This window comes from Micromonospora carbonacea (assembly GCF_014205165.1).
GTDB classification, from domain to species: Bacteria; Actinomycetota; Actinomycetes; order Mycobacteriales; family Micromonosporaceae; genus Micromonospora; species Micromonospora carbonacea.
Genome location: NZ_JACHMZ010000001.1, coordinates 6,877,566 through 6,901,462 on the forward strand (window position 1 = coordinate 6,877,566; position 23,897 = coordinate 6,901,462).

General features: G+C 73.1%; 27 protein-coding genes and 3 tRNA genes. 17 read left to right on the plus strand and 13 right to left on the minus strand.

The features are described 5' to 3' along the window. Positions 1-18: 18 nt before the first annotated feature. The 10 genes from idi (at position 19) to HDA31_RS28885 (ending at position 5,673) form a co-directional block, all read left to right on the plus strand. Complete coding sequence (gene idi / locus HDA31_RS28840) at positions 19-633, plus strand: isopentenyl-diphosphate Delta-isomerase (RefSeq protein WP_178062842.1); 615 nt, start codon at positions 19-21, stop codon at positions 631-633. Further along, positions 623-1,582 carry a MerR family transcriptional regulator gene (locus HDA31_RS28845; protein ID WP_178062841.1) on the plus strand — a complete coding sequence of 320 codons (960 nt, stop codon included), beginning with the start codon at positions 623-625 and terminating at the stop codon, positions 1,580-1,582. The genes idi and HDA31_RS28845 overlap by 11 nt, the downstream gene beginning before the upstream one ends. 72 nt (positions 1,583-1,654) lie before the next feature. Continuing rightward, positions 1,655-2,452 (plus strand): polysaccharide deacetylase family protein, encoded by a 798-nt coding sequence (locus HDA31_RS28850; RefSeq protein WP_178062840.1) that lies wholly within the window; start codon positions 1,655-1,657, stop codon positions 2,450-2,452. Positions 2,453-2,606: 154 nt separating this feature from the next. Next, positions 2,607-2,679: transfer RNA gene (locus HDA31_RS28855), tRNA-Glu, on the plus strand. Positions 2,680-2,719: 40 nt separating this feature from the next. After that, positions 2,720-2,793: transfer RNA gene (locus HDA31_RS28860), tRNA-Asp, on the plus strand. Positions 2,794-2,896: 103 nt separating this feature from the next. Beyond that, positions 2,897-2,970, plus strand: a tRNA-Phe gene (locus HDA31_RS28865). Positions 2,971-3,504: 534 nt separating this feature from the next. Next, on the plus strand, positions 3,505-3,741 hold the full coding sequence (locus tag HDA31_RS28870; protein ID WP_074475572.1) for a hypothetical protein: 237 nt from the start codon (positions 3,505-3,507) through the stop codon (positions 3,739-3,741). A gap of 71 nt (positions 3,742-3,812) precedes the next feature. Further along, entirely contained in the window at positions 3,813-4,457 is a 645-nt protein-coding gene (locus tag HDA31_RS28875; RefSeq protein ID WP_178062839.1) for a hypothetical protein, read from the plus strand. Positions 4,458-4,463: 6 nt separating this feature from the next. Then, entirely contained in the window at positions 4,464-4,922 is a 459-nt protein-coding gene (locus tag HDA31_RS28880; RefSeq protein ID WP_074475574.1) for a hypothetical protein, read from the plus strand. Positions 4,923-5,154: 232 nt separating this feature from the next. Next, positions 5,155-5,673 carry an SRPBCC family protein gene (locus tag HDA31_RS28885; protein ID WP_074475575.1) on the plus strand — a complete coding sequence of 173 codons (519 nt, stop codon included), beginning with the start codon at positions 5,155-5,157 and terminating at the stop codon, positions 5,671-5,673. 45 nt (positions 5,674-5,718) lie between these two features. Here HDA31_RS28885 and HDA31_RS28890 read toward each other — a convergent pair whose 3' ends face one another. Next, positions 5,719-6,426, minus strand: coding sequence for a DUF2786 domain-containing protein (locus tag HDA31_RS28890; RefSeq protein WP_178062838.1), 708 nt, complete (start codon positions 6,424-6,426; stop codon positions 5,719-5,721). 123 nt (positions 6,427-6,549) lie between these two features. Here HDA31_RS28890 and HDA31_RS28895 point away from each other — a divergent pair, with 123 nt between their 5' ends. Beyond that, a complete protein-coding gene (locus tag HDA31_RS28895) occupies positions 6,550-6,984 on the plus strand; it encodes a hypothetical protein (RefSeq protein ID WP_141723826.1) in 435 nt (144 codons plus the stop codon). A gap of 42 nt (positions 6,985-7,026) precedes the next feature. On the opposite strand, the gene HDA31_RS28900 is transcribed toward HDA31_RS28895, so the two are convergent. After that, positions 7,027-7,416 carry a hypothetical protein gene (locus HDA31_RS28900; RefSeq protein WP_178062837.1) on the minus strand — a complete coding sequence of 130 codons (390 nt, stop codon included), beginning with the start codon at positions 7,414-7,416 and terminating at the stop codon, positions 7,027-7,029. A gap of 169 nt (positions 7,417-7,585) precedes the next feature. On the opposite strand from HDA31_RS28900, the gene HDA31_RS28905 reads away from it, so the two are divergent. Then, entirely contained in the window at positions 7,586-8,929 is a 1,344-nt protein-coding gene (locus HDA31_RS28905) for an ABC transporter substrate-binding protein (protein ID WP_178062836.1), read from the plus strand. Between the two features lie 90 nt (positions 8,930-9,019). Here HDA31_RS28905 and HDA31_RS28910 read toward each other — a convergent pair whose 3' ends face one another. Both HDA31_RS28910 and HDA31_RS28915 read right to left on the minus strand, forming a co-directional pair. Further along, positions 9,020-9,763, minus strand: coding sequence for an enoyl-CoA hydratase/isomerase family protein (locus HDA31_RS28910; RefSeq protein WP_074475579.1), 744 nt, complete (start codon positions 9,761-9,763; stop codon positions 9,020-9,022). Continuing rightward, positions 9,760-10,617, minus strand: coding sequence for a 3-hydroxyacyl-CoA dehydrogenase family protein (locus HDA31_RS28915; RefSeq protein WP_178062835.1), 858 nt, complete (start codon positions 10,615-10,617; stop codon positions 9,760-9,762). Before HDA31_RS28915 ends, HDA31_RS28910 begins: the two co-directional genes overlap by 4 nt. Positions 10,618-10,778: 161 nt before the next feature. Between HDA31_RS28915 and HDA31_RS28920 the strand changes: the two genes are divergently transcribed. Continuing rightward, positions 10,779-11,066, plus strand: coding sequence for a hypothetical protein (locus HDA31_RS28920; protein ID WP_043961229.1), 288 nt, complete (start codon positions 10,779-10,781; stop codon positions 11,064-11,066). A gap of 60 nt (positions 11,067-11,126) precedes the next feature. Here HDA31_RS28920 and HDA31_RS28925 read toward each other — a convergent pair whose 3' ends face one another. After that, positions 11,127-11,906, minus strand: coding sequence for a class I SAM-dependent methyltransferase (locus HDA31_RS28925; protein ID WP_074475581.1), 780 nt, complete (start codon positions 11,904-11,906; stop codon positions 11,127-11,129). A gap of 53 nt (positions 11,907-11,959) precedes the next feature. Here HDA31_RS28925 and HDA31_RS28930 point away from each other — a divergent pair, with 53 nt between their 5' ends. Beyond that, positions 11,960-12,370: a PPOX class F420-dependent oxidoreductase gene (locus tag HDA31_RS28930; RefSeq protein ID WP_074475582.1), complete on the plus strand. Its 411-nt coding sequence runs from the start codon at positions 11,960-11,962 to the stop codon at positions 12,368-12,370. A gap of 72 nt (positions 12,371-12,442) precedes the next feature. On the opposite strand, the gene HDA31_RS28935 is transcribed toward HDA31_RS28930, so the two are convergent. Together HDA31_RS28935 and HDA31_RS28940 are read right to left on the minus strand one after the other, a co-directional pair. Next, positions 12,443-12,652 (minus strand): BldC family transcriptional regulator, encoded by a 210-nt coding sequence (locus tag HDA31_RS28935; RefSeq protein WP_007073996.1) that lies wholly within the window; start codon positions 12,650-12,652, stop codon positions 12,443-12,445. Positions 12,653-12,938: 286 nt separating this feature from the next. Further along, positions 12,939-13,778 carry a DUF8083 family protein gene (locus HDA31_RS28940; protein ID WP_178062834.1) on the minus strand — a complete coding sequence of 280 codons (840 nt, stop codon included), beginning with the start codon at positions 13,776-13,778 and terminating at the stop codon, positions 12,939-12,941. Between the two features lie 206 nt (positions 13,779-13,984). On the opposite strand from HDA31_RS28940, the gene HDA31_RS28945 reads away from it, so the two are divergent. Beyond that, positions 13,985-15,067 (plus strand): Glu/Leu/Phe/Val family dehydrogenase, encoded by a 1,083-nt coding sequence (locus HDA31_RS28945; RefSeq protein WP_178062833.1) that lies wholly within the window; start codon positions 13,985-13,987, stop codon positions 15,065-15,067. A 421-nt stretch (positions 15,068-15,488) separates the two neighbouring features. Continuing rightward, positions 15,489-15,701 carry a DUF3073 domain-containing protein gene (locus tag HDA31_RS28950; protein ID WP_074475585.1) on the plus strand — a complete coding sequence of 71 codons (213 nt, stop codon included), beginning with the start codon at positions 15,489-15,491 and terminating at the stop codon, positions 15,699-15,701. A gap of 145 nt (positions 15,702-15,846) precedes the next feature. On the opposite strand, the gene amcA is transcribed toward HDA31_RS28950, so the two are convergent. The 5 genes from amcA to HDA31_RS28975 form a co-directional block, all read right to left on the minus strand. Then, on the minus strand, positions 15,847-16,083 hold the full coding sequence (gene amcA, locus HDA31_RS28955; RefSeq protein WP_074475586.1) for a multiple cyclophane-containing RiPP AmcA: 237 nt from the start codon (positions 16,081-16,083) through the stop codon (positions 15,847-15,849). Continuing rightward, positions 16,052-17,158 (minus strand): cyclophane-forming radical SAM peptide maturase AmcB, encoded by a 1,107-nt coding sequence (gene amcB / locus HDA31_RS28960; protein WP_311774391.1) that lies wholly within the window; start codon positions 17,156-17,158, stop codon positions 16,052-16,054. Before amcB ends, amcA begins: the two co-directional genes overlap by 32 nt. 131 nt (positions 17,159-17,289) lie before the next feature. Then, entirely contained in the window at positions 17,290-18,444 is a 1,155-nt protein-coding gene (purM, locus tag HDA31_RS28965) for a phosphoribosylformylglycinamidine cyclo-ligase (protein ID WP_074475588.1), read from the minus strand. A gap of 65 nt (positions 18,445-18,509) precedes the next feature. Then, entirely contained in the window at positions 18,510-20,048 is a 1,539-nt protein-coding gene (gene purF, locus HDA31_RS28970; protein ID WP_074475589.1) for an amidophosphoribosyltransferase, read from the minus strand. A gap of 158 nt (positions 20,049-20,206) precedes the next feature. After that, the gene (locus tag HDA31_RS28975) at positions 20,207-20,572 is read right to left on the minus strand and encodes a sterol carrier family protein (RefSeq protein ID WP_178062831.1); all 366 of its coding nucleotides are present in this window, start codon (positions 20,570-20,572) and stop codon (positions 20,207-20,209) included. A 160-nt stretch (positions 20,573-20,732) separates the two neighbouring features. Here HDA31_RS28975 and HDA31_RS28980 point away from each other — a divergent pair, with 160 nt between their 5' ends. Further along, positions 20,733-22,985: a carboxypeptidase-like regulatory domain-containing protein gene (locus HDA31_RS28980; RefSeq protein ID WP_178062830.1), complete on the plus strand. Its 2,253-nt coding sequence runs from the start codon at positions 20,733-20,735 to the stop codon at positions 22,983-22,985. Between the two features lie 149 nt (positions 22,986-23,134). On the opposite strand, the gene HDA31_RS28985 is transcribed toward HDA31_RS28980, so the two are convergent. After that, entirely contained in the window at positions 23,135-23,896 is a 762-nt protein-coding gene (locus tag HDA31_RS28985) for a 2-phosphosulfolactate phosphatase (RefSeq protein ID WP_178062829.1), read from the minus strand. Position 23,897 lies beyond the last annotated feature (1 nt).

A 23,897-nucleotide genomic window follows, 5' to 3' on the forward strand; every position in this document is an offset into this window, starting at 1 on the left:
GGTAGTGGGAGGTGTGCGATGAGCGTGCGCGAGGAACACCTGGTCGAGCTGGTCGACGACGATGGCCGGGCGCGGGGCGAGGCGACGGTGTCCGCCGCCCACCAGCCGCCCGGCCGGCTGCACCGGGCCTTCTCCGTGCTGCTCGTCGCCCCGGACGGCCGGGTGCTGCTCCAGCGCCGGGCCGCCGTGAAGACCCGGTTCCCGCTGCGCTGGGCCAACTCCTGCTGCGGCCATCCCGCGCCGGGCGAGTCGCTGGTGACCGCCGCGAACCGCCGGCTGGGCGAGGAACTGGGCGTCGGGCCCGTCGAGCTGACCGAGGCCGGCGTGTACGTCTACTACGCCGAGGACCCGGCCACCGGGCGGGTCGAGTTCGAGTACGACCACGTGCTGCGCGCCGACGTCCCGGCCGACCTGCCGGTGCGGCCGGACCCGGCCGAGGTGGCCGAGCTGCGCTGGGTCGACCCGGCGACCCTGGAGACCGACCTCGACGTCGACCCCCGGGCGTACGCCCCCTGGCTGGGCGGGGTGGTGAACCGCCTGCTGCGCCCGTCCCCGCCGGCGCGCGGCGCGGCACCGGCCGGTCCCCGCGTCGACGAGGTGAACGAGGCGGCGGAGCGGTCGGGTGGGCGATGAGGCGTTGAGCGCGGGGGCCGTGGCACGCCGCCTGGGTGTCGCGGTCACCACGCTGCGCACCTGGCACCAGCGGTACGGCCTGGGCCCCAGCCAGCACCTGCCGGGCCACCACCGGCGGTACACGCCGGACGACCTCGCGCGCCTGGAGATCATGCGCAAGCTCACCGCCGAGGGGGTCACCCCGGCCGAGGCGGCCCGCTGGGCCCGGCAGGTGCCCGCCCCCGCCCCGGGCGACGCGGCGGCCGGCATCGTCGCCAACCGGATCCGGCCGGGCAGCGGACGCGACGGCGGCGGGCAGACCATCCCGGTCGGCCGGGCCGGGCCGGCGGCCCGCGGGCTGGCCCGGGCCGCCATGCGGCTGGACTCGGTGGCGATCGGGGAGGCCATCGCGCACGCCCTGGCCACCGACGGCGTCGTGGGCACCTGGGAGGGACTGCTGCGCCCGGTGCTCGTCGGCATCGGCGAGCGGCACGCCGCCACGGCCGGGCTCATCGACGTGGAGCACCTGGTGTCGCGGTGCGTCTCGGAGGCGTTCGCGGCCGTCGCCCGCGCCGCCTCGGCCACCGGCCCGGCCCGCATCCTGCTCTCCTGCGCCGACGAGGAGCAGCACACCCTGCCGCTGGAGGCGCTCGCCGCCGCGCTGGCCGAGGCCGGCGTCGCGTACCGGATGCTCGGCGCCCGGGTGCCGACGGCGGCCCTGCTCGAGGCGGTCAACCGCACCGGCCCGGCGGCCGTGGTGGTCTGGTCGCACATCCGGGCCACCGCCGACCCGGCCCAGCTCAGCGCGCTGCTGGCCAGCCCGCGCCGGCCCCTGCTGGTGCTGGCCGCCGGCCCCGGCTGGCGGGCCGACTCGCTGCCGGCCGGCGTGGTCCGCCCGGTCGACCTCGCCGAGGCGGTCTCGCTCGCCCTGGCCGTGCGGGACTCGCTGGACCAGTCGACGGGGGCCTGACCGCCCTGCCGCCGTTCACGTTTCGTCCACTACGGTCGAGTGGCCCACGGCCCCCGACCCCTCGGAGTGACGATGAGCGTACGGAGAGCACTGGCGCTCGGCCTCTGCCTGGCGTTGTTCCTCGCTGGCTGCGGCGAGCGGACGACCGACCGACGGCCGGAGGCCGCCGCCTCCCCGGCGGCACCGACCGCGCCCCCGCCGGAGTCGACACCCAAGCCGACCGTCACCCCCAGGCCCACCCGCACCAGCCCGCCCCCGCTGCGCCCGCGCCCCACCAAGCTCCCGGCCGGGTTGCGTCGGACCACGGGGGTCAAGGCCGTGGCGTTGACCTTCGACGACGGGCCCGACCCGGCCTGGACGCCGAAGATCCTCGACCAGCTCAAGGCAGCCGGGGCGAAGGCCACCTTCTGCGTGGTCGGCACGCAGGTGCGCAAGCACCCGCAGCTGGTCGCCCGGATCGCCCGCGAGGGGCACCAGCTCTGCAACCACAGCTGGCGGCACGACATCGACCTCGGCCGGCGACCCGTCGCCGACATCCGCGCCGACCTGACCCGCACCAACCGCGCCATCCGGGCGGCGGCGCCCGACGCCAAGGTGACCCTCTACCGGCAGCCGGGCGGGCGGTGGACCCCCGAGGTGGTGACGGTGGCGAAGCAGCTCGGCATGCGATCGCTGCACTGGGCCGTCGACCCGCAGGACTGGGCGAAGCCCACCGCCCCGACGATCAGGAAACGGGTCACGGGCGCGACGAAGCCGGGCTCGATCGTGCTCATGCACGACGGGGGCGGGAACCGGGCCGCCACGGTCGCCGCCTGCGCCCACCTCATCGGCGACCTGAAGCGGCGCTACGGGCTCACCAGGCTCGGCTAGACCGCCCATGACCTGCGGCTTTGCGGTTGGATGTGCCACCGGCCATACCGATTTGTTTCGTGGGCCGACCGTCACGTATGCTTTCGAAGCCTCCGGCGGGGCCGGATGGGAGCAAGTCCGCTAGAAGTTGCGAGTGTGCAATGATGGCGGGGCCGCCCTCATCGTCTAGCGGCCCAGGACGCCGCCCTTTCAAGGCGGTAGCACGGGTTCGAATCCCGTTGGGGGCACGACCGGCGCAAGCCGGAGCAACACCGGTAACACCAGCGAGGTCCTGTGGAGCAGTCGGAGTGCTCGCCGCCCTGTCAAGGCGGAGGTCGCGGGTTCAAGTCCCGTCAGGACCGCAAGCGCTGACGCCGCGCGTAAGATGCGCGGCGTTCTGCGTATCGGAGCAGGTGCCCTGCCGGCGGCGATCCCGTCACTTGGGTACGATGAGCCGAGCAGCACGGCCAGGTAGCTCAGTTGGTACGAGCGTCCGACTGAAAATCGGAAGGTCGGCGGTTCGACCCCGCCCCTGGCCACATAGCCTTTCGCCGGGCTACAGAGGTCCCCACCAGCGGAAACGCAGGTGGGGATCTTGCTTATGTGGCCCCGGGTCGTAGCGATCAACGCTGTCCGTGGATTGACCGCTGGGCAGCCGACTTCCTTCACTTGCCCCAAGACCCTCCCCGCCTGGCTGCTGGACCGCTGACTCGCCGCACTTGGCGCACCGCGCCCGCCGCCCCCACGGCCCAGGGCCGCGACCGTTCGGCAACTCCGTCCCGGAAGCGTCGGCCCCGTCATGGTCAGCCCAATCCCGATCCGCGCCACCGCAGGGCGGGTGGGATCTCGCGCCTCTGACGCTTCGGTCGCGCCGAGGCCCGCCGCTGGCCGCACCGGTTCGCCAGCCGCAGTCCGCCCTCGACACCGCGCTGGCCAGCGCAGTCACGACGAGCAGGAGCCAGTAACCCCTCGGCGACCACGTCGTTCAACAGATTGGAGTGCCCTAGGGATCCGATGGCAATATCGGGGCGGACAGCTTGGAACCAGGGCATACCAGCATCTATCGTGCCTGCATGACCCCGAAGCGCCACCCCGACTCAGCGGTGCGTGCCGTCCTGAAGGACGCGAAGCAACTCGGCTGGCGCTTCGAGCCCGCCGCAGGCGGACGAGCGCACATCTTCGGCAAGCTCCTGTGCCCGGGCGGCCTCTGCCAGCCGGTCTGGGTGCTCAGCACGCCGCGAGGCGACGCGCAGAGCAGGATCCTTCGACGCAATATGGCGCGCTGTCCACACCGCGACAACCGAGAGTGAGAAACGCGTCTAGCCTGTATGTGTACTCAGCTGAGTGCGGTCCGGTACCGTAAGCCCATGCGAGGGGAGCGGTGGTAACGATGATTCGGGCATCCCGCGACCGGACGTACCTGTTCACGCTGGCGATAGACGGGGTCGATCTCGCAGACGAGGACGTCGTGGAGGCACTTGTCTCCGGCGAGATCGAGGTATATCCGGCCGTCGTGGCCGGAAAGGCGACCCTGACATACCGGCTGTCCGCCGAGAGCAGCTACGACGCCGTTATCGACGCCGTGACACATGCGCATTCACTGCTCCCCCACGTGAAGGTGTGTCGCGTGGAGGTGGACCTCGTCTCCATCAGCGACATAGCCGGCCGCCTGGGTCGGCCCCGCGAGTCGGTGCGTGCCTGGGTGGTGGGCTCGCGCGGGCCGAAGGACTTTCCCGCGCCGGTGACCGTCATCGGCGACGGCGTGCGGGTCTGGGACTGGCCCAGCGTGAACCAGTGGCTCAAGCGCGAGGGGATTGCGGGGCACGACGAGGAACACCTCCTCTCCCGTGAGGAGATCGACGAGTTGAACGTGATGCTGGTCCGCCGCTTCTCCGGCCTACGCGACAGCGCCTTCCGCCCGGACCGCTCGGTCTCACGATCCGCGATGCTGACCGTGAGCAGGACCAGGGTCGCGTCCCCCAGTGTCACCTACACGTCTTCCTCGTCATCCTTCACGAAGGCATAGGGAACCATGAGCGAAACTCGGTCCGACGAAGAGCTGCTCCAACAGGCCGACGATCTGATTCGTCAACTGGAGCTGGTCAGCGTCACCTTCGACCGGGCCGCTGGTGAGATCAGAAACCGGTCGGCGCTCGATATTCCGAGCGGCCAGGATGTGCCTACGCACGTGACTTTGATGTTGGCGCATCGCTTCGACGCAGAGGGTCTCACCTTCAAGCACGACGCCAAGGTCGCCATCGGTGGCAGCGACGAGGACGCGGACGATGCGGCCGCGATCGTGGAGGCTTCCATCGTCGTTCAGTTCAAGGCTGAATCACCTCTCGTGCCCGACCACGAGCGCGCGCTGGCCTTGGGGCAGACGCACAGCCACCGAGTCATGTACCCCTACCTCCGCGAATTGGTGCAGAGCATGCTTGCCCGGTTGGGAGTTTCAGGCGCAACCTTGGGCCTGTTCAAAGCCGTGGGATAGCTTGCGGAGTCCACGCCGGGCGGTTCTGGACGGGGATGGCAAACTCGGGTGATTCCGGGCGATTCCCTACCCAGGGAGTCGCCGCAAGCAGCATGAGTGACCCCGGCGCGGGGCAGCAGCGCGTTGCTCGACGACCACTCGGCGCGACTGTCCGACATCCGGGCGCAGCGGGTCTGCAAGCCGGCACTTTGCAAGCTGCACTTGAGGACACCAGCCGGTATGGTCCGGGCCTATGGGACAGGAGATCGACGGTCCGACAGCCGTCCGGCAGGACGTCGCACAATACTCGCTCCGCAGCAGCCTCCTCGTTCCCGCCCCCGCCGAACGGGCCTTCGCGGTCTTCACCGGTGCCCTCACCGACTGGTGGGTGCCGGAATACACCTGGTCCGGGCCGGCCGAGCTGGTCGAGTTGGGCGTCGAGCCCCACGCCGGCGGCATGCTCTACGAGATCGGCCCGCACGGGTTCCGCGCCGACTGGGGCCGGGTGCTCACCTGGGATCCGCCCCGCCGGCTGGTGTTCGTCTGGCAGATCGGGCCGGACCGGGTGCCTGTCCCCGACCCGGCGCGGGCCAGCGAGGTGGAGGTGCTGTTCCTCCCCGAGGGCCCGGAGTGGACCCGGGTGCAGGTCGAGCACCGGCACTTCGACCGGCACGGCGCGGCCGCCGAGGGGTACCGGGAGGCGCTCACGGCCGGCTGGCACGAGCTGCTGACCCGCTACCTTTCTTGCGTCCTGCACCCCCACGACAGCTGACGACCCGCGACAACGGCGTCGACCCCACGGCGGCCCGCGCGACGGTCAGCGGGTGAGGCCCTGTGCCGGCCGGGCCGCGGGGGTCACCTCCCGGCCGCCCAGGTCGGCGCGGCGGCCCGCCGCCGCGCCCGAGCCGAAGCCGGTGCCGGCGAGCCGCCTCGGCGCGGCCGTGCGCAGCCGGGGATAGACCTCGGCGACCCGCCGCTGGACCCGGTCGGAGCGGTCGGCCAGCACGAGCGCGACGGAGGGGCCACCCGAGTCGGCGATCGCGTCGGCCTCCGCCGCCGCCAGTCGCGCGCCGACCACCTGGGCGAACCCGGCGAGCCAGGACCGCCGGAACGCGGCCGGGTGCTCGCCCGCCGGGACCCCGGCGGCGGCCAGCCCGTGCGCGGCCTGCACCAGCAGCGAGGTGAAGAGCAGGTCGACCCGTTCCAGGTCGCTGGCGAAACCGAAGAGGTGCATGGCGAAACCGTCGCCGTGCCGGCGGCGCACGCAGCGGCAGCGCAGCGGGTCGGCGACGGCCGCGAGCAGGCCGGCCTTGTCCCGGGCGTACGGGGCGACGACCTCGACCACCCGGTCGCCGACCGGGTCGGTGGTCGGGTCGCGGGCCGCCAGCAGGGCCCGGTCCACGCCGTAGCGGGCGATCAGCTCGGTCGCCTTGGCGGTGAAGGCCGCCGACTCCTGGGGCGTGCAGGCCGGGTCCTCGGCCTTCGCCAGCAGCTTGCGCACCTTGGCGAGCATGGCCTGCGACATGCCACCAGAGCTATCACACCGGCCCCGCCACGGCCGGGCCGACGCCGGGAAGATCGACCAGTATCATCGTCCCGGTCGGTCGGCCGTCCCACCCGGACGGTCAACAACCCGTTGGAGGCACCCATGTCGTCCCCGGTCGTCCGCCTGCTGTCCACCTCGACGGCCGCGGCCGTGTCGGCGCTCGCCGTCGCCGCGCCCGCCGTCGCCGCCCCCGCCCAGCCGCTGGTGGCCGGCAACCTCGCCGGCACGTACGCCACCTGCTACGGCGGCGCCGTGCGCTCGTACTTCCAGACCGGAAGCTGGGGCGGCGAGGCCGGGACCTACCGGACCACCAGCCGCTGCGCGGACGTCAACGTCCGCAACGACAGCAGCTTCGGCACCCAGGCGTGCGTGGTCTTCGTCGACAAGACCAACAACTGCAACTACCTGACCTACCTGCCCGCGAAGTCGGGGTGGACGACGATCGCCACCAACGTCCGCGACGGGGTGAACTTCCGGGTCCGGTTCCAGAACCTGCGCTACGAGTACGAGCCGCTGGTCGCGTACCACGCGTTCTGACCGACGACGCCCGACGCCCGGCCCGTCGTCGGGTGTCGGGCGTCAGCCGGCCCGGCTGCGCAGGGTCGCCACCGTCGAGCCGGCGAGGGTGAGCAGGCAGTCCGGCAGCAGGCCGTCGGCGACCGCCGCGCCGAAGAGGGCCTCCCCCGTGTCGGCGTCGGCGTTGGCGTACGCGCTGACGAAGCGCGCCACCCAGCGGGTGTCGTAGCCGGCCTCGTCGATGCCGGGGAAGTCCAGCGCCGCGCCGCCGGAGGCGTGCACGTCCCCGACCATGGTGGCCGCGAGGCACCAGGCCACCCCGTACGCCCCGGCGAGGCCGGCCCGGTCGACCACCTTGTCGAAGGTGCCCACCACCGCGTCGCCGTCCCCGGCGAGGGCGGAGTGGAGCACGGCGGTCGCGTCGTCCAGCGTCTGCTGCGGTACGTCCGTCACCCGCCGAACTGTACGTCCGGTGGTCAAGCGGTGACCACCCGAGAGCGTGCGCCCCGTGACGGTCCGTGCGTCGCCGGGGCTAGCAGGGGCTTGACCCTGCTCCACGGTCCCGCCGATCAGCCAGGCACGCTAATGTGCGCAGCGGACCTTTCCCGGAGGAAGGACGACCATGCTCGTATCACCCGGCTCGCGCGTCGCCGCCCTGGCGGCGTGCGGGGCGCTGCTCCTCGTCGGCGCCGGCTGCGGCGCCGACAAGTCCGAGGAGGCGACCACCAACCCACAGGTCCGCCTCTACGGCAGCGACGGCAACATGACCAACGCGTACGCTGGCGAATTCAAGGAGCGCGCCGATCTGCTCGACGGCATGAAGGGCACGACCCCGCTCACGCCGTTGCCGGAGGCCTTCAAGAACCGGCTCCGCGCCGTCGACCCGAAGCTGACGGACTACCTCTACTCCGCCGAGTCGTACGACGCCGTCATCATCAGCGCCCTGGCCGCGCAGCTGGCCGGCAGCACCGATCCGGCCGCGATCGCCAAGCAGATCGTCGGCGTCACCAACAACGGCGAGCGGTGCGAGAAGGCGGCGGACTGCCTGCGGCTGGCGCGGGACGGCCGGGACATCGAGTACCGGGGGGTGTCGCTCAACCGGGCCGGGTTCACCGACGCAGGCGAGCCGGCCACCGCCAGCTACGCCACACTCACCTTCGGTGAGGAGAAGCTCGACGACGGCAAGACCGAGTTCGTCGGCGCAGGCGACGAGTCGGCGGCGAGCACCAAGAACCCGCCCCGGCCGCACCGGCAACGCACCGGCAAGGCCCCCTCGGCGCCCCTGGTCCTCGGCGGTCTGCTGCCGCGCACCGGCGACCTGGCCATCGCGTACCCGCCGCTGGCCGCCGGGGCCGAGCTCGCCCTCAAGGAGATCAACGCCGCGGGCGGCGTGCTCGGCGAGGACGTGCGCTGGGTCGACGGGGACGACGGCACGAACCCGGCCGTGGCGAAGGCGACCGTGGAGAAGCACATCGCCGACGGCGTGCACGTCATCATCGGCGCGGGCGCGTCGGGCATCTCCCGGGCCGTCCTGCCGGACGTGGTGGCCGCCGGCCTGGTCCTCTTCTCGCCGTCCAACACCGATGCCGGGCTGACCTCGATCGAGGACAAGGGGCTCTACTTCCGCACCGCCCCGCCCGACAGCCTCCAGGGGCGGGCCCTGGCCGACGTGATCCTGCGCGACGGGCCGCACCGGATCGCCCTGGTCGCCCGGAAGGACTCCTACGGCGAGGGCCTCCAGGAGAACGTCCGCGCCGAGCTGGAGCGGGCCGGCATCGACGGCGACCGGGTGAAGCTGCTGACGTACGAGCCGCCGGCCGACGCGAAGGCCCCGCCGCTGGACTTCACCGCCGGGGCCCGCGAGATCAAGGAGTACGGCGCGGACGCCGTGCTGGTCATCGGCTTCGGCGAGTCCGCGCAGGTGATCCGGGCGCTGGCCGACTCCGGGGTGCAGATCCGGCACTGACGGTCCCGGTCGAGCTGTTCGCGCGACGGCCGCCACCGCAGGATCGCGGGGGCGGCCGTCGCGGTTGCGGCTCCGGTCACGCAGCGGCGGTCACCGGTCCCGGCGGCGCTCCAGGAACTCGGTCATCCGCCGCCGCTTCTCCTCGTCCTCGAACAGCACCGCCTGGCTGACCAGGTCGAGGTGCGGGTGGGCGGCCGGGGGCGCGTCCACGGCCAGCTTGGTCAGCCGCAGCGCCAGCGCGGACCCCTTCGCCATCTCGTCGAGCAGCCCGTGCGCGGTGGGCAGCAGCTCGGCCGGCTCGTCGACCACCCGGTTGACCAGGCCGATCCGCAGCGCCTCGGCGGCGTCCACCCGGCGGCCGGTGAAGAGGAGCTCCTTGGCGAGGGCCTCGCCGACGAGCGCCGGCAGCCGGTGGGTCGCGCCCGCGCCGGCCAGGATGCCCAACCGCACCTCGGGCTGCCCGAACACCGCGCGGGCCGTGCACACCCGCAGGTCGCACGCGTACGCCAGCTCGGCCCCGCCGCCCAGCGCCGGCCCGTCCACGGCGGCGACGGTGGGCATCGGCAACGCCCGGACCCGGGCGAACACCGCCGAGTTGATCGCGGCGAGCGCGTCGAGCCGGCCGCGCTCGCGGAGCTGGCCGATGTCCGCCCCGCCCGCGAAGATCCCCTCGGTGCCGCCGGTGAGCAGCAGCAGCCGGGGCCGGGCCTCCAGCTCGGCGCAGACGGCGTGCAGCTCGGCGACCAGGTCGGCGTCGATCGCGTTGCGCTTCTCCGGCCGGTCGAGCGTCACCACGAGCCGGTCGGGGCGCTCCTCGACGCGCAGGCCGCTCACCGCCTGCCGTCCTCGTCCCAGTGGTAGAAGCCCTGCCCGGACTTCCGGCCCAGCTTCCCCTCGGCGACCATCTGCTCCAGCAGCGGCGGCGGCGCGAACCGGTCTCCGTACGCGGCCTGGAGGGTGCGGGCGATGTCGAGCCGGACGTCCAGCCCCACCAGGTCCGTCAGCTCCAGCGGGCCGACCGGGTGCCGGTAGCCGAGCACCATGGCCTTGTCGATGTCGGCGGGGCTGGCCACCCCGTCGGCGACCATCCGGATCGCCTCCAGGCCCAGGGTCACGCCGAGCCGGGAGGTGGCGAAGCCGGGCATGTCGCGTACGACGACGGGGTCCTTGCCCAGCCGGCCGGCGAGCGCGACGGCCGCCGCGGTGGTCTCGTCGGTGGTGGCCCGGCCCACCACGACCTCCAGCAGCGCCATGGCCCAGACGGGGTTGAAGAAGTGCAGGCCGAGGAAGCGTTCGGGCCGGTCCAGCCCGGCGGCCAGCTCGGCGATGGCGATGCTCGACGTGTTGCTGCCGAGCAGCGCGGGGCGCAGGGCGGCGGCGTCGCGCAGCACCGTTCGCTTGAGGTCGAGCCGCTCGGGGACGGCCTCCACCACCACGTCCGGCTCGGCCGCGACCCCGCCGAGGGACGGGCGCAGCGTCAACCGGTCCCGGTTGGCCGCCGCCGCGTCGGCGGTGAGCTTCCCGCGCTGCACCGCCCGCTCCCACAGCTCGCCCAGCCGCTCCCCGGCGGCGGTGGCCCGGCCCGGGTCGACCTCCACCAGCTCGACGCGGTATCCCGCGCCGGCCGCCACGTAGGCGATGCCGAGGCCCATCGTGCCGGCCCCGACGACGACGAACCGACCGCTCATGACGTCTCCTCGCTCCGCCCGGCGCGCGGGGTCTCCGCCGTGCCGGGGCGCTCGCTGCACTGGCTCATGGGTGCGACCCTATGCAGCACCGCCACCCGGCGGATGCGTGGGGGCGCGTCGATCCGGGTAAGGACGGCCGTCAACCGAGGGAAGGACCCGACATGAGCCAGGCACCGGAGAGTGTGGAGACCAACGAGACCGTGGAGACCCGGGGCGACGAGCGGGTCGACCTGCTCCGCGCGGACACCAACAACGACGGGAAGACCGACGTCTGGGTGGTCGACACCGACGGTGACGGCCGGGCCGACCTGTTCCAGTTCGACACGGACGGCGACGGCAAGGTGGACATCACGATGGTCGACCTCGACGAGGACGGCACCCCCGACGAGGTCGTCGACGGCGACGGCGGCCTCCCGCCGGAGCAGCTCCCCCCGACCGTCCAGGTCTGACGTGCAAGGAGGGGCCCCTTGTTAACGCATTCTGTTGCACAGGGGGCCCCTGCAAACAGCTCAGCCCGTGAGCGTCAGCGTCGCCAGGTAGTACGGGGCGTCCCGGTCGTCCACGTCGGCCAGCCGCCACGGGGTGCCGCGCACGAGGTCGGCCAGCTCGGCGACGGAGCAGACCAGGTAGTCGAACCACTCGGTGCCCAGCTCGCGGTAACGCAGCCGCAGCCGTAGCTGGCCGCCGAGCCGGCCCCGCCGGCGGTTGCGCTCGTGGTAGCCGGTGTGCACGGGGTCGCTGGTGCCGTACGGGTCGGTGCCGTGGGCGATGACCTGCGCTCCGGGCCGGGCGAGCGCGGCCAACGCGGCGAGGAACGCCGGCGCCCGGTCCCGCCCCTCGATCAGTCCGAGGTTGTTGCCGAGCAGCAGGAACGTGTCGTACCGCCGGCCGTCGGCGACGTGCTCGTCGACCGTGCCGTGCACCAGGTCGCGTACGCCGCGCCGCCGGCACACCTTCAGCGCGCCGAGCGAGGTGTCCAGCCCGGTCACGGGCACGCCGCGCTCCTGGAGCAGCAGCGCGATCCGGCCGGCGCCGACGCCGACGTCCAGCGTCTCGCCGCGCACCCGGTCCACGGCCCGGTGGTCGTACGGCTGCCAGTCCTCGGGCCCGGCCAGGTAGTGAGCGGCGGGGGCCCCGTTGATCAGGCCGTCGTCCCGCTCGATGACCTCGATGACCGGTCGGGGCAGTCGCCCTCCGGCCAGCGGCCGGGCGCCGACTCCGCGTTGCACGGCGAGCGCGTCGCGCAGCAGCTCGCCGAAGACGTCGCCGATCCTGGGTTCCCCGGTCACAAGATTCACGCTATCCCCGCTGTCCCCGGGTCGCTCGGCCGTATCCTGGCGGCGTGACCACCTTGGACCGGCTGGGCGCCGAGAAGTACGTGCTGTTGACCACGTTCCGCAAGGACGGGCGGGCGGTGCCCACTCCGGTGTGGGTGGTCCGTGACGGTGACGCGCTCGCCGCGTGGACCGTCGCCGACTCGGGCAAGGTGAAGCGGATCCGGCGCAGCGGCGAGGTGACGGTCGCCCCGTGCGACGTGCGGGGCCGCCCGCACGGTGCGGCGGTGCCCGGCCGGGCGGCCATCTGCGACCCGGCGCAGACCCGCCGGATCCGCGAGTTGCTGAAGCAGAAGTACCGGCTGGTGGGCCGCCTCAGCCTGCTGGGCAGCCGGCTGCGCCGGGGGGAGGGCGGCACGGTGGGCATCCGGGTGGTCCTCACCGAGGGGGCCGTGCCGGGAGACGAGGGGCCCCGGTGAGGGGGCCGGACACGGATCAGGGGCGGCAGAATCGCTCTGCCACCCCTGATCCGTACGTCTGAAGGAACTGGCTCAGTCGCCTTGGCGTTGCTGGGGGATCTGCCCCTGCAGCAGGGCGCGAACCTCCGACTCGCGGTAACGGCGGTGGCCGCCCAGGGTGCGGATGGCGCTGAGCTTGCCAGCCTTGGCCCACCGGGTCACCGTCTTCGGGTCGACACGGAACATCGACGCCACCTCGGCCGGTGTGAGCAGCGGCTCCGGTTCGTGCGTTCGCGATGCCATATCGGTCACTCCTCCACAGGTATAGACATCGGCCGGGGTCCCGCCGGCCGACGCGTCTCCCATGGTCCGGCTAGTCCCCGATGTCCGACATGGGCCGAACGGCCGAAGGTCCCTAGACGGACGGATGAACCATGCCCGATTTATACGACTAATACACGCCAGAACCCACCTTATTTGGACTCATAATCACTGGTCGTGATGCTCCAACTACGAGAGCATCTCACCTTGGGAGCGCTTCCATGAGGGGTTTGCGCCCCCTTGCGGCGTTCTTTACCCAGGTCAGCGGCTAGTTGCACCGTTCGAGCAACTGGACCGCACGCCACCGCGCGACGAGCCGGTCGTACGCCGCCGACGCCTCGTCGGCCTCACCCTTGGCCAGCCCGGCGAGACCGCCCGCGACGAGCGCCGGGGAGTCGTCCTCGGCGAGGGTCTCGTCGGAGAGCAGCTGGACCAGGCCGCCGTAGTCCAGCTCCACCACCGAGCGCGGGTGGAACTCCTCCAGCCACCGCGCGGCCTCCTCGACCGCCTCCGTGATGGGCGCCTCGCCGACGGTCTTGCGGAGCACCGACAGCGCCCGCGACGACCGGCGGCGGGCCTTGGAGATCTCGGTGCGGTAGCGCAGCGCCCGCCGCCCGGGCCGGGTCACCAGGTCCCGCTCCTCGAAGTCGAACAGGACGAACCAGCGCAGCGGCACGCCCCACGTGGCGATCTGCTCGTGCACCCTCGGCACGCCGTGCTCCAGCACCCGGGCCCCGCTGCGCCAGTCCTCCACGACCGCCCTGGCCTGCCCGGCCAGGATCGGCGGGACGAACGCGTCGGCCAGCACCGACGGCACGCCGTCGCGGGCGCTCAGCGCCGCCTCGGCCACCCGGATCCGCAGGTTCCACGGGCAGACCAGCAGGGCGTCGTCGACCTCCAGGACGTACGCCTCCTCGGGCAGGTCGGGCAGGCGGGTCCAGCCCGCGCCGAGCGCCTCGATGACCGCCGTGCGCTGCCGCAGGGGCCCCTCCGACGGGGCCACCGCCCGCCCCTGTTGCACGTAGCGCCGCCAGAAGGACTGGCGATCACGGTCGAAGGCGGTCAGCGGCTCGTACACCCGCAGGTACGAAGCGAAGAGCGACGGCACGGCGCGATCCTCCCACGAGACGGAACCCGGACGCCCGCAGCGCCCCCCGATCAGGCGCGCTGCCCGCCCGGACGCCCCTGGACGGGCACGCTGCGCACGACGGTACGGCGTCGGCCGGTACTAGGCTCGGCAGCACCGGCACCATCCCGCCGGACGCGCCACCAGGTCCACGTCCCACAAGGACGCACACCGCACAGGAGTCAGCCATGGGCGTTTTCACCAGCCTCGACGACCCGTCCTCCACCGGCCACGAGCAGGTCGTGTTCTGCCAGGACACACAGACCGGCCTCCGCGCGATCATCGGCATCTACTCCACCGCGCTGGGCCCCGCGCTCGGCGGCACCCGCTTCTACCCGTACGCGAGCGAAGAGGCCGCGCTGGCCGACGTGCTCGACCTGTCGCGCGGCATGGCGTACAAGAACGCGCTCGCCGGGCTGGACCTGGGCGGCGGCAAGGCGGTCATCTGGGGCGACCCGGACCAGCTCAAGAGCGAGCCGCTGCTGCGCGCGTACGGCCGCTTCGTCGAGTCGCTCAACGGCCGCTACTACACCGCCTGCGACGTCGGCACGTACGTGGCGGACATGGACGTGATCGCCCGGGAGACCCGCTTCGTCACCGGCCGCAGCGTCGAGCACGGCGGCGCGGGCGACTCCTCGGTGCTGACCGCCTGGGGCGTCTTCCAGGGCATGCGGGCCGCCGCCGAGCACGTCTGGGGCGCGCCCACCCTCAACGGCAGGCGGGTCGGCGTGGCCGGGCTGGGCAAGGTCGGCAAGCACCTGACCCGGCACCTGCTCGACGACCACGCCGAGGTGGTGGCGACCGACGTCGACCCCCGGGCGCGCGAGTGGGTGCGCGCCAACCACCCGCAGGTCGAGCTGGTCGACGACGCCGCCGCGCTCGTCGCCGCCGACATCGACGTGTACGCCCCGTGCGCGCTGGGCGGCGCCCTCGACGACGACACGGTGCCGGCGCTGCGGGCGAAGGTGGTCGCCGGGGCGGCGAACAACCAGCTCGCCCACCCGGGCATCGAGAAGCTGCTCGCCGACCGGGGCGTTCTCTACGCCCCCGACTACGTGGTGAACGCCGGCGGGGTGATCCAGGTGGCCGACGAGATCGAGGGCTTCAACTTCGAGCGGGCCCGGCTCCGGGCCACCCGCATCTACGACACGACCCGGCAGATCCTGCGGCTCGCCGACGACGAGGGGGTGCCCCCGGCGGTGGCGGCGGACCGGCTCGCCGAGCGCCGGATGGCGGAGGTCGGCCGGCTGCGGACGATCCACCTGAGGTGACGGCCACCGCGCGGCGCTGAGCCCGGCCCTGCGGCGGGCGCTGAACGCGGCCCCGCGAGCTGAGTGTCGGCCCTGCTAGCTGAGTGCCGGCCCTGCTAGCTGCGGCGAAGGTCACAGTCCGGCCCGGGGCGTGCCCGACCCCGGGTCGGGCGACCGGGCCGGGCCCGGGGGCGGGCGGCGTTAAGCTGGAAATCGGGGTGATTACTGCCCAACTGCCCGATGTCACGAGTGATTCGGCAGCGACCCCTTACCTCAGTACAATCGGTGACGGCCGGATGACTGCGACGCGCAGAGCCGGCCTGCGGTAACCCGAGGTGCCGAAGGGCGGCATCCCCATGTACCGTAAGAGCCACGAGAGATGCCTGACGTCATCGGGGCCCGCCTTCGGGCTGCCCCGAATTCTGTGCGAGGGGGTCGAGCCATGGGGCGCGGCCGTGCTAAGGCCAAGCAGACGAAGGTGGCCCGGGAGTTGAAGTACCACTCCCCGAACACCGACCTCACCGCCTTGCAGCGCGAACTGGCGGGTGCTGGTAAGTCGAACCACGACTTCGACGACGACTACAAAGAGTATGTCGACGACGACGAGGATCACGCGGACGAGGACCCGGACCCCTGGGTCCGTCCGACCCGTTGACCCCCGGGAGCAGCTGAGCACGCGGCAGTCCGCGTGCTTGCGTTTGTGCCCGTCCCGGGGCCGGCGTACCAACCGATGATCAAGGATCTGTCCACCGGACCCCGTTCCGGGCGATCGGCAGGTCCTTGATCTCGGAGCCGTGTCCTCAGCGGGGCCGGTTGTTCCAGTTGTAGAACGTCGGGATGTTCTCGAAGTGGTTCCAGGCGCACACTGCGCCCGCGCCCTCTCCACCCGTCGCCTCCGACCGCAGCCGGCGCGCGTCCTCCGCCTCCTGGAGCAGCGCGGCGAGCCCGTCGGCGGCATCCCGCACCCGGTCGACGACCGGGCCCTCCGTGGCCCCTCCGACGCGCTCAGACCGCCGGTGTCCGGTGTTCTCGGGCATGGTCCAACACTCCCTCCAGTAAGCGGATCTTGCTGTTACGGCAGTGCTCGGTCTCCGTACCGTTGAAACGCCCCAGCTCGAAGTAACGGTTGGCGGCGTGCCCGCCCCCGCAGAACCCGAAGTACGGGCAGGACGCCCGGCACGCCTCCACGCCGGCCAGGAACTCACCCACCCAGCCGGTCGTCCGCTCCGCGCCGGCCACGATCTCGGCCAGCGGGGTCGTCAGCACGTTGCCGCTGCTGAAGTCGCCGTAGCGGGGGTCGGAGAAGCCGGCCAGCTCCGGGGAGAGCACGACCACGGAGCCGTCGTGGCCGACCGTGGGGATCGGGTCCAGCCGCCGGGGCAACAGCCCGTCGACGCTGCCGTCGAGGACCGCCGCCGCGTACCGCAGCGACCACTCCACCTCGCGCAGGTGGATGCGGGGGTCCCGCCGCCAGGCGGCCACCAGCTCCGCCCAGAACGCGCGCACCCGGGCCGCCTCGTGGGCGTTGCTCCGGGTGTTGACCCCCTCCGTCTCCTCGATGTTGACGCCCAGCACCTCGCAGCCCAGGCCGAGGAAGTAGTCGTACAGCTCGGCGGCCCGGCCCGGATCCGGGTCGTTGACGACGGCCAGGGCCGAGAAGGGCAGCCCGTGCCGGCGCAGCGCCGCCACCCCGCGCATGATCCGGTCGTACGCCGGCCGGCCGGCCCGGGTGACCCGGTCGCCGTTGCGCCCGCGTGGCCCGTCCACGCTCACGCTGACCCGCACCCGGTGCGCGGCGAGGAACTCGCACCAGGCGTCGTCGATGAGGGTCGCGTTGGTCTGCACGTGGTGTTCGACCTCCGGGCCGAACGGGGCGATCAGCGCGGCCAGGTGCTCCCGGCCGGCGGCCAGGGGCTCCCCGCCGTGCCACACCACCGAGAAGCGGTCGGCCTCTGCCCAGCGGTTCACCGAGGCCGCCACCGCCTCGGCGACCGGGACCGGCATCCGCCGGTCGGCCGCCCGCATCGGGAGGTAGCAGTATGCGCAGTCGAGGTTGCACAGGGTCGTCGGCTGCATCACGACGTACGACGGGACCGGGGAGATTCCCCGCATCCCGCTCAACGGCCGTCCCCGAGCAGCCATCGCCCTCCTTCCCGACCCGAAGGGTGCCCCTCAGGCTAGGCGGCGACGGCCGCTCGGGTGAACCCCCGACCAGACGCCGAGCAAATCAATGAACCTCGATGTTAACCCCGAGTGTGCTGGCCGACCATCTGCACCTTGCCCGTGCCCTCGATGATCTCGCCGGCCTGCCAGGCGTCCACGCCCCGCCCGGTCAGCGTGGCCAGCGCCCGGTCGGCGTCCTCGGCGGAGACGATCGCGAACATGCCGACGCCCATGTTGAACGTCGACTCCATCTCGTGGTCCTCGATCCGGCCCTTGGACTGGATCAGGTCGAAGATGGGCTGCGGCTTCCACGTGGAGCGGTTGACCACCGCGTCGACGTTCTCCGGCAGGATGCGCACCAGGTTGCCCGGGATGCCGCCACCGGTGACGTGCGCGATCGACCGCACCTCGGCCTCGGCGATCAGCTTGAGGCAGTCCTGGGCGTAGATCTTGGTCGGGGTGAGCAGCTCCTCGCCGAGGGTGCGCTGCCGGCCGAAGTCCTCGATCACGACGTCCAGGCGCATCCGGCCCGCGCCCAGCAGCACGTGCCGCACCAGCGAGTAGCCGTTGGAGTGCAGGCCCGACGAGCGCATCGCGATGACCACGTCACCGGTCTCCACCCGCTCCGGGTTGAGGATCTCGCTCTCCTCCACCACGCCGACGCCCGTGGCGGAGACGTCGTACTCGTCCGGGCGCAGCACGCCGGGGTGCTCGGCCGTCTCGCCGCCGAGCAGCGCGCAGCCCGCGTAGCGGCAGCCGTCGGCGATGCCCGCGCCGATCTCGGCCACCTTGTCGGGGACGACCTCGCCGCAGGCGATGTAGTCGAGCAGGAACAGCGGCTCGGCCCCGCAGGCCACCAGGTCGTCGACGACCATGGCGACCAGGTCGATGCCGATCGTGTCGTGGATGTCGAGCTGCTGCGCGATCACCAGCTTGGTGCCCACCCCGTCCGTGGAGGACGCCAGGATCGGGTTCTTGTATTTCTTCGTGTCCAGCCGGAACAGGCCGGCGAAGCCGCCCAGGTCGCCCATGACCTCCGGGCGACGGGTCTGCTTGACCTTGGACTTGAGCAGCTCGACCGCGCGGTCGCCCGCCTCGATCGAGACGCCGGCGTCCGCGTACGAGACCGAGCGTTTGCGCGCCGGGCGGCCGTTGCCGGCCGTCCAGGGCTGGCGGTCGCCGCCAGCGCCGGTCGGGCTGCTTCCTGTGCCGCTGCGCTCGGAAACGTGCGTCACGGTTCTCCCCTTTTGCGGTTCTCGCGGGCTCCGGCGGTTGGCCGGTCGGCCCGCGTCGGGCGGTGCTACTGGCGGTGTACGGTCGCGCCGCCCGAAGTGGCGACGAGCGGTGGGACGGCGTGCCCGGGGGCGTCCGGGGCATCGGCGACCCGGCGTCCCACCCCTTCGAGCACGTGCTTGCCGATCAGGTTCCCGGCCGGCAGCTCGATCGGGTATTCCCCGTCGAAGCAGGCCCGGCAGAGCCGGGTCTTCGGCTGCTCGGTCGCGGCGATGAGGCCGGGAAGCGAAACATAGCCCAGCGTGTCGGCGCCGATGGACCGCCGGATGCCCTCGTTGTCCAGTCCGTTGGCCAACAGCTCGGCCCGGGTGGCGAAGTCGATGCCGTAGAAACACGGCCAGTTGACCGGCGGGGAGGAGATCCGCACGTGGACCTCCAGCGCGCCCGCCTCGCGCAGCATCCGCACGATCGCCCGCTGGGTGTTGCCGCGCACGATCGAGTCGTCGACCACCACCAGCCGCTTGCCCCGCACGTTCTCCCGCAGCGGGTTGAGCTTCAGCCGGATGCCGAGCTGGCGCAGGGTCTGCGACGGCTGGATGAACGTCCGGCCGACGTAGGGGTTCTTCATCAGGCCGGCGCCGTAGGTGATGCCGGACTCCTCGGCGTAGCCGATGGCGGCCGGGGTGCCGGACTCCGGCACCGGGATGACCAGGTCGGCCTCGACCGGGTGCTCCTTGGCGAGCTGGCGGCCGATCTGCACCCGGGCGGCGTGCACGTTGCGCCCGGCGATGGTGGCGTCCGGGCGGGCGATGTAGACGTACTCGAAGAGGCAGCCCTTCGGCTCGGGCGCGGCGAACCGGGCCGAGCGCAGGCCGTTCTCGTCGATGGCGATCAACTCGCCCGGCTCCACCTCGCGGACGACGCTCGCGCCCACGATGTCGAGCGCGGCGGTCTCGCTCGCCACCACCCAGCCGCGCTCCAGCCGGCCGAGGACCAGCGGGCGCACGCCGTGCGGGTCGCGGGCCGCGTAGAGCGTCGACTCGTCCATGAAGACGAAGCTGAACGCCCCGCGCAGCTGGGGCAGCACCTCCAGCGCGGCGGCCTCGACCGAGAGATCCGGACGGCTGGCCAGCAGCATCGTGACCAGCGAGGTGTCGTTGGTCGAGCCGTCTGCGGCCAGGCCCCGCTCGGCCACCTCACGCTGCAACTCGGCGGTGTTGACCAGGTTGCCGTTGTGCGCCAGCGCGATGGTGGTGCCCGCGCTGGTGGACCGGATGGTCGGCTGGGCGTTCTCCCAGGTCGAGCCGCCCGTCGTCGAGTAGCGCGCGTGCCCGATCGCGAGGTGCCCGCGCAGGCTCGCCAGGGTCGGCTCGTCGAAGACCTGGGCCACCAGGCCGAGGTCCTTGTAGACCACCACACCGGAGCCGTCGCTGACGGCGATCCCGGCGGCCTCCTGGCCACGGTGCTGGAGGGCGTAGAGCCCGAAGTAGGTGAGGTTGGCGACCTCTTCCCCGGGCGCCCAGACGCCGAAGACGCCGCAGGCGTCCTGGGGGCCGGGTCGTTGGGGATCGAGATCGTGGCTCAGCCGGCCGTCGCCTCGGGGCACCTGCCGCTCCCTCATGCTGGTCGGGACTGGCCGGGCCGGACGGATGCGCTGGTCCGCGTTGCCCGGCCGGGACCACTGTCGTCGCCTGACAGTGTACGCGAATCGGTGTCAATACAGTAAGTCACGATTCGGCTCCTTTCCGTGACTGCCCGCCCGGACTATTCGCCCAGGTGGAGCGGAAGGTGCGCGGAGAGGTCGGCGCGGACCCCGCTGACCCGCACGCGACCCTCGGTGACCGCGTCCGCCCAGCTCCGCCGGCCCGTCGCCAGCTCCAGCCAGGTGGTCGGATCCAGCTCGACGACGTTCGGCGGGGTCCCCCGGGTGTGTCGGGGACCGGGAATGCACTGAACTGCACCGTAAGGTGGGACACGCACCTCCACCGATCGGCCGGGGGCACGCTCCGCGAGGGCGGTCAACAGGGCCCGGACCGCCTCCCGGAACACCAGCCGTTCGGGGGTGCGACCCTCGTCGAGCGCGGCGAGCGCCTCGGCGACCGCTGCGGACTTAATGTGCGGAGAGGACACGACGGGACGATACGACCCGGCTCCGGCGCTTTCGACGCTGGCCCTGGGTCGCGCCGATCCGGTCAGACAAGGCATAGTTGCCGACGGCGTATTCGTACCGTGATGATCCCCGGCCCGGCGCCCCGCCGGCGGAGGGAAGTCAGACCGGAAGGCGGTGGACGTGTCAACACACCGACGTGCCTGGCAGCAGCGGGCGGGTGTGGTCGTGGCGCTGGCAATCGGCGCCCTGCTCACCGTCCCCGCCACACCGGCCTTGGCCGCCGGGGTCACGGTCACGCCCGGCTCGATCAACCTGAACGCGGGCAGCGACGCCACCGTGAGCGTCAAGGTGACGCCCAGCGACGACGACGCGAGCGCCCAGATCAGCCTCACCGGGCTGCCGGCCGGCGTGAGCTGCACGGGCGGCTGCGGCCAGATCAGCTTCAACGGCCAGGCCCCGAGAACTCAGCTCCTGACGATCAAGGCCAGCGACAGCGCGCCGGACGCCGGCGGGATCAACGTGACGGTCCAGGTCCAACCCGACAAGTCGGACTCCACCACCGGCAGCTTCCAGCTCAACGTCAAGGGCAAGGCCGCGCCGACCACCCCCGCCCAGACGCAGACCGTCAAGTCGGTCTCCGGCAAGGTGGTCGCGGCGGCCAACGGCGAGGCGGTGCCGAACGCCGTCGTGATGCTCCAGGACAGCACCGGGGCGAAGTTCGAGACCACCAGCGACGGCAGCGGCAACTTCCGCTTCACCGGCAGCACCGACAAGCCCATCGTTCCCGGGCGGCTCAGCATCGGCGCGATCCAGGGCGAGGTCCGCGTCACGAAGTCCTTCACCGCCAGCGCCGGGCAGAGCATCAGCGGGCAGCGGCTCAGCCTCGCGATCAAGGTCGAGGTGAGCCCGAGCCCCAGCCCGTCGGCCAGCGAGGAGCCGCTGCCCTCCGACGAGGCCACCGACGACGCCGTCGAGGAGCCGACGGAGGCCGCCCCCGGCGCCGCGAACAACGCCGCCTCGACCGAGGAGGACAGCGGCATGTCGTGGCTGCTCATCCTGCTCGGCGGCCTGTTCGTGGCGGTCGGCGTCGGCACCATCGTGCTGCTCTGGATGAAGCGCCGGGAGAACGGCGACGACGTCGACGACGCCCCGAAGGGCGCCGCCGCGGCCGGCGCGGTCCCGGCCGCCCGGGGGGCGTACGGCGGGACGGACGACCAGACCCGGGTGGTGAACCGGGTCGGCGCCGGGCCCGACCCGACGATGGTCGGCGGCACCTCGCTCAGCGACGCCCCGACGATGATGCACCGGCCGGTCGTCGACGACGTCCCGCCGGACCCCTACGGCGCTCCGCCGGCCCCGTACGGCGCGGGCGGCCAGCAGCAGGGCGGCTGGGGCGGCGGCGGGTACGGCGACGAGCCCCAGACCGGCGGCTACGGCGCGGCCGGCGGGTACGGCGCCGCGCCGGCCTCCGGCGGCGGCTACGGCAACCCCGGTGGCGGCTATGGTGCCGACGCGCCCGCCTCGGGCGGCGGCTACGGCACTGCCCCGGCCTCCGGCAGCGGCTACGGCAACGCTGGCGGCGGGTACGGCGCCGAGGCGCCCGCCTCGGGCGGCGGCTACGGCACTGCCCCGGCCTCCGGCAGCGGCTACGGCAGCGCCTCCGCTTCGGGCGGGTACGGCAGCGCGCCGGCCTCCGGCGGCGGCTACGGTTCCGCCCCGGCCTCCGGTGGCGGCTACGGCAGCGCGCCCGCCTCGGGTGGCGGCTACGGCAACGCCGGCGGCGGGTACGGTGCCGAGGCGCCGACCTCCTCCGGTGGCGGCTACGGCAACCGCGACTACGGCGCGCCCGCGCCGGCCGGCGGGTACCCCGGCCAAGGCGGTGGCGGCTACGGCGGCGAGCGCTACGACGAGCCGACCGGGCGGTACACCGGGGACACCGGTTCCTCCTACCCGCCGCCCGCGGCGGACCCGTACCCGACCAGCACCTACCAGCCGGAGCAGGGCCACGGCGGCTACGGCCAGCCGGAGCCCCCGCAGTACGGCGGCCGGGGTGGCGGCGAGCCCACCGGCGGCTACGGCGCGGCCGAGCCCACCGGCGGCTACGGCGGCGGCGGTTACGGCCAGCACAGCCAGCAGGGCGGCGGTTACGACGCCGGCCAGCAGCAGGGCGGCTACGACCAGCGTGGCGGATACGGCTCCGAGGGCTACGGCCAGCAGGGCGGGTACGGCCAACAGGGCGGCTACGGTCAGGAGCCCCCACACCAGCGTGGCGGCTACGACGACCGTGGCTACGAGCAACCCGGTGGCTACGACCAGCAGCAGCCCGGCGGCTACTACGGCGACCAGAACCAGCAGCCGGGCCGGGCCCGGCCCGACGGCCCGCCGCAGCAGCAGGACCGGGGCGGCCGTCGGCTGGACTGGCTGGACGACTGACCGACGCGGGCCGACGGCCCGCACGACGCGACGAAAGGAGGGCGGCTACCCCGGGACGGGGCAGCCGCCCTCCTCGTGGCGACGCGTGAGCCGGGTCGGCTCCGCTCAGGACCGGAAGGCGGCTCCGCCCAGAGCCGGGTCGGCTCCGCTCAGAGCCGGGCGGCGGAGAAGACGCCCCGCCGCAACACAGGCACCACGCCCGAGACGCCGACCTGGACGGCCACCTCCACGTCCCCGCCGAAGCCGCCCTCGACGAGTTCCCGGCCGGAGACGCAGCCGCGCACGGCAGCCGGGACGTCCGGCGTCGCGGCGAGCGCGGCCAGCGCCATCGCCGCCTCCACCGACAGCCCGCCGGGGACACCGGAGAGCGCATCGAGCACGCATGCCGCCCCGAGCTGGTCCTCCACGCACGGGCGCAGGGAACCGTCCGGCCAGCGTTCCCCGGAGGCCACCACGCCGACCGGGGCGTCGATCGAGCCGTACCCCTGGTCGGTCAGCCAGCGCCCGACGGCGCGGGCGTTACGCAGGCATGCCGCGACCACCGGCAGGCCCGTGGCGCTGGCGGCGGCGCTGATCGCCGAGCCGTTCGGCGAGGGCAGCACCAGGTCGGCGACGGCCGGCGCGGTGCGCAGGCCCGCCGGGGAGAGCGACCACGGCTGTTCCGGGGTCGCCTGCCGGCGGCCCACGGCGGCGACCGCGCCGACCCGGCGGGCGTACTCGGCGGCCTGCTCGCCCCAGGGGAACGGATGCACCCGCATGCCCCGGGCGACCGCCACCTCCACGGCGGTGGTGAACGAGAGGACGTCCACCACCACCAGGACGGCGCAGACCCGGCCGAGTTCCGCCGCGCCGGCCAGCCCCCAGTCGAACCGGGCACCCGAGCCGGGCTGGGCGTGGACCGTCGCGGTCACA

Excerpts from the sequence above, each read along its gene's own strand:
- idi (WP_178062842.1), top strand. The coding sequence starts at position 19 with ATGAGCGTGCGCGAGGAACACCTGGTCGAGCTGGTCGACGACGATGGC.
- HDA31_RS28850 (WP_178062840.1), top strand. The coding sequence starts at position 1,655 with ATGAGCGTACGGAGAGCACTGGCGCTCGGCCTCTGCCTGGCGTTGTTC.
- HDA31_RS28870 (WP_074475572.1), top strand. The coding sequence starts at position 3,505 with ATGACCCCGAAGCGCCACCCCGACTCAGCGGTGCGTGCCGTCCTGAAG.
- HDA31_RS28880 (WP_074475574.1), top strand. The coding sequence starts at position 4,464 with ATGAGCGAAACTCGGTCCGACGAAGAGCTGCTCCAACAGGCCGACGAT.
- HDA31_RS28885 (WP_074475575.1), top strand. The coding sequence starts at position 5,155 with ATGGGACAGGAGATCGACGGTCCGACAGCCGTCCGGCAGGACGTCGCA.
- HDA31_RS28890 (WP_178062838.1), bottom strand. The coding sequence starts at position 6,426 with ATGTCGCAGGCCATGCTCGCCAAGGTGCGCAAGCTGCTGGCGAAGGCC.
- HDA31_RS28895 (WP_141723826.1), top strand. The coding sequence starts at position 6,550 with ATGTCGTCCCCGGTCGTCCGCCTGCTGTCCACCTCGACGGCCGCGGCC.
- HDA31_RS28905 (WP_178062836.1), top strand. The coding sequence starts at position 7,586 with ATGCTCGTATCACCCGGCTCGCGCGTCGCCGCCCTGGCGGCGTGCGGG.
- HDA31_RS28915 (WP_178062835.1), bottom strand. The coding sequence starts at position 10,617 with ATGAGCGGTCGGTTCGTCGTCGTCGGGGCCGGCACGATGGGCCTCGGC.
- HDA31_RS28920 (WP_043961229.1), top strand. The coding sequence starts at position 10,779 with ATGAGCCAGGCACCGGAGAGTGTGGAGACCAACGAGACCGTGGAGACC.
- HDA31_RS28935 (WP_007073996.1), bottom strand. The coding sequence starts at position 12,652 with ATGGCATCGCGAACGCACGAACCGGAGCCGCTGCTCACACCGGCCGAG.
- HDA31_RS28945 (WP_178062833.1), top strand. The coding sequence starts at position 13,985 with ATGGGCGTTTTCACCAGCCTCGACGACCCGTCCTCCACCGGCCACGAG.
- HDA31_RS28950 (WP_074475585.1), top strand. The coding sequence starts at position 15,489 with ATGGGGCGCGGCCGTGCTAAGGCCAAGCAGACGAAGGTGGCCCGGGAG.
- amcA (WP_074475586.1), bottom strand. The coding sequence starts at position 16,083 with ATGCCCGAGAACACCGGACACCGGCGGTCTGAGCGCGTCGGAGGGGCC.
- amcB (WP_311774391.1), bottom strand. The coding sequence starts at position 17,158 with ATGCGGGGAATCTCCCCGGTCCCGTCGTACGTCGTGATGCAGCCGACG.